This window comes from Paenarthrobacter sp. NPDC091669 (genome assembly GCF_044756725.1).
Classification (GTDB): domain Bacteria; phylum Actinomycetota; class Actinomycetes; order Actinomycetales; family Micrococcaceae; genus Arthrobacter; species Arthrobacter bambusae_C.
Genome location: NZ_JBIVTK010000002.1, coordinates 531,468 through 538,565, shown reverse-complemented (window position 1 = coordinate 538,565; position 7,098 = coordinate 531,468). Strand labels below are relative to the sequence as shown.

Here is a 7,098-nt window from a genome sequence, read left to right as displayed (position 1 = left end):
CGGGCCCCCCGCGCCCCCGCCGGCGGGGGCCCCCCGCCCGGGGGCCCGGCGCGCGGGGTCCCCCCGGCGGCGGCACCCAGGGGGGGCGGCCGCCCACCTCGCGCGAGGTGGGCGGCCGCCGTCGTTAATGACGATTTGCCGTATCAGTTGGCCGGGTAGTTGCGCTCCGGCTCCCCTGTGTAGAGCTGCCGCGGGCGGCCGATCTTGGTCTGGGGGTCGTTGATCATTTCGCGCCACTGGGCAATCCAGCCCGGGAGGCGTCCGATGGCGAACAGTACAGTGAACATCTTCTCCGGGAAACCCATGGCCTTGTAGATGAGGCCGGTATAGAAGTCGACGTTCGGGTATAGCTTGCGCTGGATGAAGTAGTCATCAGCCAAGGCCTTCTCTTCGAGGCGCATGGCGATGTCCAGCAGTTCGTCGTTGCCGCCGAGCTTGCCGAGAACTTCGTGGGCCGTTGCCTTGATGATCTTGGCGCGGGGATCGTAGTTCTTGTAGACACGGTGTCCGAAGCCCATGAGGCGGACGCCGTCTTCCTTGTTCTTGACCTTCTCCATGTAATCCTCGGGCTTGATGCCGTCGGCCTGGATCTGGCGGAGCATCTTCAGCACGGCCTCGTTGGCGCCACCATGGGCGGGACCGAAGAGGGCGTTGATGCCTGCGGACACCGAAGCGAAGAGGTTCGCGTTGGACGAACCCACCAGACGCACGGTGGACGTGGAACAGTTCTGCTCGTGATCCGCGTGCAGGATGAGCAGGAGGTCCAGTGCCTTGACCACTACCGGATCCATTTCGTACTGCTCGGCGGGAAGGCCGAAGCTCAGTCGAAGGAAGTTCTCCACCAGGTTCATGGAGTTGTCCGGGTAGAGCATCGGCTGGCCGATGGACTTCTTGTGGGCGTAAGCGGCAATGACAGGCAGCTTGGCCATGAGGCGGATGGTGGAAACTTCCACGTGCTCCGCGTTGAACGGATCCAGCGAGTCCTGGTAGAACGTGGACAGCGCCGAAACAGCCGAGGAGAGCACCGGCATGGGGTGGGCGTCGCGCGGGAACCCGCCGAAGAAGCCCTTGAGCTCTTCGTGCAGGAGCGTGTGGCGCCGGATCTTCTGATCAAATTCTTCCAACTCCGTGGGGGTGGGAAGGTTGCCGTAGATCAGCAGGTAGGAAACTTCGAGGAAGCTCGAGTGCTGCGCGAGCTGCTCAATCGGGTACCCGCGGTAGCGCAGGATCCCTGCGTCGCCGTCGATGTAGGTAATGGCCGAGGTGGTGGCCGCTGTGTTCATGAAGCCGGGGTCATAGGCAACGGCGCCCGTCTGCTTCAGCAGCTTGGAAACGTCGTAGCCTTCGTTTCCTTCTACAACCTGGATGCGCGGCAGTTCGAGTTCGCCGCCGGCATGGCGCAGTGTTGCGCTGGTGGTCTCAGTCATGGAGTCCCCTTCATGAGGCCTTTGGGCCTCTATCGAACGCTTGTCCAACCAACTTCTGGTGCCGCCGCCTTCGGCCCTACTGTTGCAGGGCTCCAACGGCCGAAGTGCTTTCTTAGAGAAGGCCACCATTGATAGTCAGTTAAAAAGCTACCGCCAGTAACCCTCCGGAACTAATCCGTGCCGTCGGGTTACTGGCGGAATGACGCTGTTAGTGGTGCAAGTCACAGCATTGTTATGAGGCTGTGGCAAGCCGCTCAACTGCGGCGTCGATGCGTTCGTCGCTGCCCGTCAGGGCTACGCGGATGAAACCATTGCCGGCGTCGCCGTAAAAGACCCCCGGACCCACCACAATGCCGAGGTCGGCGAACCGTGCCACCGTATCCCAGGTGGCTTCACCCGCAGTGGACCAGAGGTACAGCCCGGCTTTGGATTGATGGATCTGCAGTCCGAACTTCTCCAGCGCAGGAACCATCCTTTCGCGCCGGCCGCGGTAGAGGTCCTTCTGGGACAGCACATGGCTGGCATCGCCCAGAGCAACCCGCATCGCTTCCTGCACGGGGTAGGGCACGATCATGCCCGCATGCTTCCTGCTGTTGACCAGATTGGCCATAATTGCAGAGTCTCCGGCGACGAATGCGGCACGGTAGCCAGCCAGGTTGGACTGTTTACTCAACGAGTACACGCACAGCAGGCCGTCGGTGGAGCCGCCGGTAACACGGGGGTCAAGGATGCTGGGGACAGCTTCTCCCCCACGTTGGGCATCCCATTCGCCCCAGCCCAGTTCGGCGTAGCATTCGTCCGAGGCCACCACGGCGCCGAGCTCGCGCGCCTGACACACGATCCTGCGGAGCGACTCCACATCGCGAACGCTGCCCGTGGGATTGCCCGGCGAGTTGATCCAGATCAACCGGACTTTGGCGCGGGTGGCCGGATCAAGTTCATCCAGGTCGTCGGCAGCAACAGCCGTGGCCCCTGCCAATGAGGCGCCGATGTCGTAGGTCGGGTAGGCAACGGTAGGCCTCACAACCACGTCTCCGGCGCTCAGGCCGAGCAGGAACGGCAGCCAGGCTACGAGTTCTTTGGAGCCCACGGTCGGCATGACGTCCTGGGGGTCCAGACCGGGCACGCCGCGGCGGCCGGCGAACCAGTCCACCACGGCTTGGCGCAAGGCCACGGTGCCGTGAACCGTGGGATAGCCGTGGGCGTCCGCAGCGTCCGCAAGGGCATCACGGATCAGCCCGGGCGTGGGATCCACCGGTGTCCCGATGGAAAGATTCACGGCGCCACCAGGGTGCTTTGATGCCGTGGCGACGTAGGGCGCCATGGCCTCCCAGGGGTAGTCGGGCAGGTTCAGGCCGAAAGCCGGTGCCGCGGAGATCAAGGAAACTACCGCCCTTAGTGGTCTTGGTTCTGCGGGGGCAATGCGGAAATGAACGGGTGATCCTTACCCGTGTTGCCAATCTTGGCCGCTCCGCCCGGGGAACCGAGGTCGTCGAAGAACTCAACGTTGGCCTTGTAGTAGTCGGCCCATTCCTCCGGGGTGTCATCCTCGTAGTAAATGGCCTCTACCGGGCACACGGGTTCGCAGGCACCACAGTCGACACATTCATCGGGGTGGATATAGAGGGAACGCTCACCTTCGTAAATGCAGTCGACAGGGCACTCTTCAATACATGCCTTGTCCTTGACATCCACACACGGCTGCGCGATTACGTACGTCACGTCCCAGACCTCTCCACGGTTTGTCCCGGCGATGGCCGGGGTACTACGGCCGGCATCATGCCGGGCACTCAACTTCCGAGCCTATTATCCAACAGTGCAATGACGCCAACCTAGCCCGCGTCTTAGTATGAAACGGTGACTCCCCCGCATTTGCCGCCCAGACAATTCCTACTCACCGCAGAACCAGGCATCAGGGTGGTGGTCCGGTACAGGATCGACGACGGCCTGACGGACGCTTTGGGCTACCTGCTGGACACCAGCGACAACAGTTGCACGGTACGGACCCGTACCTCCGACGTCGAAATTCCCTTGGCGATGGTTATCGCGGCGAAAGAGGTTCCACCGCCACCGCCACGGCGGCAGTCCGTCCGGCATGCAGGCGGCTCGCTGCCACCAGCATGACCAAGGTCACCACTGCGATGCCAAAGACCCACACATTGCCGACGGCGTCACCCAGGACCAACTGCTTGGCCGGGCCCGCTGATGACAGGACGCCGACGGCGGCATAGCTCACCACGCCGGCTACCGCCGTCGGGATGACCGAGCGCGACCAGGCGGCGAGCCACAGTTGCACCGACGCCAGCAGCATCAGGGCTGCGGCGACGCCGCATGAGACGTCGACTCCCGCCCACTGGGCTGCTTGCCGGTGCAAGGCCGTGCCGGCTGCGGCAACGAAAGAGCCGCCGGTACGGCCGCGGCAATGCCACGAACCGTACGGGCGGCTCCTCTCTTCATTCAGCTGTTCCTGACTGTTCAGTCAGTGCAGGCTAGGACTTGGCGCGGGCGCGGTTGGCCTTGGCGCGCTCATTGGAGTCCAGGATGACCTTACGGATACGGATGGATTCCGGGGTGACCTCGACGCACTCGTCTTCGCGGGCGAATTCGAGGGACTCTTCGAGAGTGAGATCGCGCGGCGGCGTCAGGTTCTCGAAGGTGTCGGAGGAAGCTGCACGCATGTTGGTGAGCTTCTTTTCCTTGGTGATGTTGACGTCCATGTCATCAGCGCGGGAGTTCTCGCCAACAATCATGCCTTCGTAAACCTCGGAGGTGGGCTTCACGAAGAAGGAACCGCGCTCCTGGAGGTTGATCATGGCAAACGGCGTCACAACGCCTGCGCGGTCGGCAATCATCGAACCGTTGGTACGGTATTCGATCGGTCCGGCCCACGGCTCGTAGCCTTCGGAGATGGAGGCAGCGATACCGGCGCCACGGGTGTCCGTCAGGAACCGGGTGCGGAAACCAATCAGGCCACGGGCGGGAACGATGAATTCCATGCGGCACCAACCGGTGCCGTGGTTAGCCATGTTGGTCATGCGGCCCTTACGGGCAGCCATGAGCTGCGTAACGGCGCCAAGGTATTCCTCAGGCACGTCGATGGTCATGTGTTCCATCGGCTCATGCAGCTTGCCGTCGATGGTCCTGGTGACAACCTGCGGCTTGCCCACGGTCAGCTCGAAGCCTTCGCGTCGCATCTGCTCAACCAGGATGGCCAGAGCGAGCTCGCCACGGCCCTGGACTTCCCAGGCGTCGGGACGCTCGGTGGGGAGCACCTTGATGGAGACGTTACCGATCAGTTCCTTGTCCAGGCGATCCTTCACCTGGCGGGCCGTGACCTTGGCGCCCTTGACCTTGCCGGCCAGCGGCGAGGTGTTGATACCGATCGTCATGGAGATCGCGGGATCATCCACGGTGATCAGCGGCAGCGGCTGCGGGTTCTCGGCGTCGGTGAGGGTTTCACCAATGGTGATTTCCTCGATGCCGGCCACAGCGACGATTTCGCCCGGGCCTGCCGATTCGGCAGGAACGCGGGTGAGGGCCTTGGTGGCCAGCAGTTCGGTGATCTTGACGTTCTTGAGCTCACCGTTGGCGCGTGCCCAGGCAACGGTCTGGCCCTTGCGGAGGGTTCCGTTGTAGATGCGGAGCAGGGCAAGGCGGCCAAGGAACGGCGAAGCGTCCAGGTTGGTCACGTGTGCCTGCAGCACGCCGTCCGGGTTGTAGGTCGGAGCGGGGATGTGCTCAATGATGGTCTTGAAGAGGGGCTCGAGGTCCTCGTTCTCCGGAGCAGAACCGTTGGCCGGCTGGTCCAGGGACGCGCGGCCAACCTTGGCAGCGGCGTAGACGACGGGAACTTCGAGGACCTTGTCCAGGTCCAGGTCCGGAACTTCGTCGGCGAGGTCCGAAGCGAGGCCAAGGAGCAGGTCCATGGACTCGTGGACAACTTCGTCGATGCGGGCGTCGGGACGGTCGGTCTTGTTGACCAGGAGGATGACCGGCAGGTGCGCAGCAAGGGCCTTGCGGAGCACGAAGCGGGTCTGGGGCAGCGGGCCCTCGGAGGAGTCGACCAGCAGGACGACGCCGTCAACCATGGACAGACCGCGCTCTACCTCGCCACCGAAGTCGGCGTGGCCGGGGGTGTCGATGACGTTGATGGTGATGGTCTCGCCGTTGGACGACGGGCCATTGTAGGCAACCGTGGTGTTCTTCGCGAGGATGGTGATGCCCTTTTCGCGTTCCAGGTCACCGGAGTCCATGACACGGTCCTCAACCTCACCATGGGAAGCGAAGGAGTTGGTCTGCTTGAGCATGGCGTCGACCAGGGTGGTCTTACCGTGGTCAACGTGTGCGACGATCGCGACGTTGCGCAGATCGCTCCGCGACGCAGTGTTGGTGATGGTTTCAGACATGCGTTAATGACTCGTTTCAGTGGTGAAGTCAGCTGTTTGTATCCGCGCGCATACCTGATCGACTTGATCGGAACACACAGCGAAAAGACCCCGGGACACAGGGCACCTGCATCCAGTCTAAACGCAGTTGCATTTCCCAGCCTAAAAAGCAAGCCATTCGACATCCGAATGTGGCGCTGCTCACATGAGGTCACGCTTTAACAACCCCTACTCCAGATGCTGGATTTTCTTGCCGCCGTGCCCCATGATTGCTGCAGAACCAGTGCAACACGGAGAACAATCGATGCGACAATCTTCGGCCGCGTTCCGCCTGCTCGCACCATTGATCGCCGTCGGCGTTCTGGCAGTAGGCTGCGGACCCAGCCCAGCTACCCCCGTTTCCACCCCCACGCGCTCCGCCGCGCCCGGGCCCGCCCAGACGGCCGCCGCCCCTCCCCTGAGGACGGCCCCGGCTCCCAGCGCCCTGGACCTTCCTGTTGGCTCGTTGTACAAGAACCCGGCGAACAACCGCAAAGAACTGGTGCTGGCCGATGTGCGCCACACCGCCGTCCTGATCGGAGACTCCCAGGCCATGCCGAAGGACTCCTGGCCCCAGCAGGGCATCGCTGCCTTGGGGTACAAGTTGCACGTGGTGGGCATGGGCGGCACTGGTTTCGTGGCCGCCAATGGCACAACAGGCAACTACATCGACGCCTTGCAGCGCGGAGACTGGATACTCCCCTACGGAGATCCGCCCCTGATCGTGATACAAGGCGGCGGCAATGATGCCACGCAAAAGGCCACGGATGCGCAAATCACCAGCAATGCCGAGCGTCTCCTCGCGGCCCTGAAGAAGCGCTATCCCGGGGCCGCCTTGGCCATGATCGGAACCTTGGCACGCGGCACTGAAAATGGAGGCGGCCGCCGTACCGAAGTGGACGCCCTGCTGGGACGCCTTGCTGCGAAGCACGGCATTCCCTTCGTCAGTACTGGCGACTGGCTCACTCGTTTCAACGCTGTGGGCGATCTCCAGGACGGCGTGCATCTCAAGCCGTCCGGGCACGTCAAGCTCGGAGCCGTCCTGGCCCGCGAACTCACAGCGCTGGGCCTCACAGCCCGCCCGGACAGTGCCGCCCCGGCAAAGTAGCCGCCGTCGTCGTCCGCTTCTGACGTTGTGAGGCCCGTTCTGCGTGCTTCGGGAGCGCTGGGGCGCGCAGAGCAGGCCCCGCAACGGCACATAAACGGCGAGAGCCGGTGGTTTCCTTTCGGGAACCACCGGCTCTTCT

At 63.2% G+C, this 7,098-nt stretch carries 6 protein-coding genes; 1 reads left to right on the top strand and 5 read right to left on the bottom strand.

Annotated features, from left to right (window positions below):
• Positions 1-143: 143 nt before the first annotated feature.
• The 5 genes from ACIQLI_RS05495 to typA form a co-directional block, all read right to left on the bottom strand.
• The gene (locus tag ACIQLI_RS05495) at positions 144-1,427 is read right to left on the bottom strand and encodes a citrate synthase (protein ID WP_090818059.1); all 1,284 of its coding nucleotides are present in this window, start codon (positions 1,425-1,427) and stop codon (positions 144-146) included.
• A gap of 232 nt (positions 1,428-1,659) precedes the next feature.
• A complete protein-coding gene (gene dapC / locus ACIQLI_RS05490; protein WP_400385793.1) occupies positions 1,660-2,808 on the bottom strand; it encodes a succinyldiaminopimelate transaminase in 1,149 nt (382 codons plus the stop codon).
• Positions 2,809-2,822: 14 nt separating this feature from the next.
• Positions 2,823-3,149 carry a ferredoxin gene (gene fdxA, locus ACIQLI_RS05485; protein WP_024817464.1) on the bottom strand — a complete coding sequence of 109 codons (327 nt, stop codon included), beginning with the start codon at positions 3,147-3,149 and terminating at the stop codon, positions 2,823-2,825.
• A gap of 319 nt (positions 3,150-3,468) precedes the next feature.
• Positions 3,469-3,801 (bottom strand): hypothetical protein, encoded by a 333-nt coding sequence (locus ACIQLI_RS05480; RefSeq protein ID WP_400385790.1) that lies wholly within the window; start codon positions 3,799-3,801, stop codon positions 3,469-3,471.
• Between the two features lie 115 nt (positions 3,802-3,916).
• Positions 3,917-5,833 carry a translational GTPase TypA gene (typA, locus tag ACIQLI_RS05475; protein WP_354230700.1) on the bottom strand — a complete coding sequence of 639 codons (1,917 nt, stop codon included), beginning with the start codon at positions 5,831-5,833 and terminating at the stop codon, positions 3,917-3,919.
• 283 nt (positions 5,834-6,116) lie between these two features.
• On the opposite strand from typA, the gene ACIQLI_RS05470 reads away from it, so the two are divergent.
• Positions 6,117-6,959, top strand: coding sequence for an SGNH/GDSL hydrolase family protein (locus tag ACIQLI_RS05470; protein ID WP_400385786.1), 843 nt, complete (start codon positions 6,117-6,119; stop codon positions 6,957-6,959).
• Positions 6,960-7,098 lie beyond the last annotated feature (139 nt).

Bases quoted from the DNA above. Each gene is read 5' to 3' on its own strand.
- typA (WP_354230700.1), bottom strand. From the start codon at position 5,833: ATGTCTGAAACCATCACCAACACTGCGTCGCGGAGCGATCTGCGCAAC.
- ACIQLI_RS05470 (WP_400385786.1), top strand. From the start codon at position 6,117: ATGCGACAATCTTCGGCCGCGTTCCGCCTGCTCGCACCATTGATCGCC.
- ACIQLI_RS05495 (WP_090818059.1), bottom strand. From the start codon at position 1,427: ATGACTGAGACCACCAGCGCAACACTGCGCCATGCCGGCGGCGAACTC.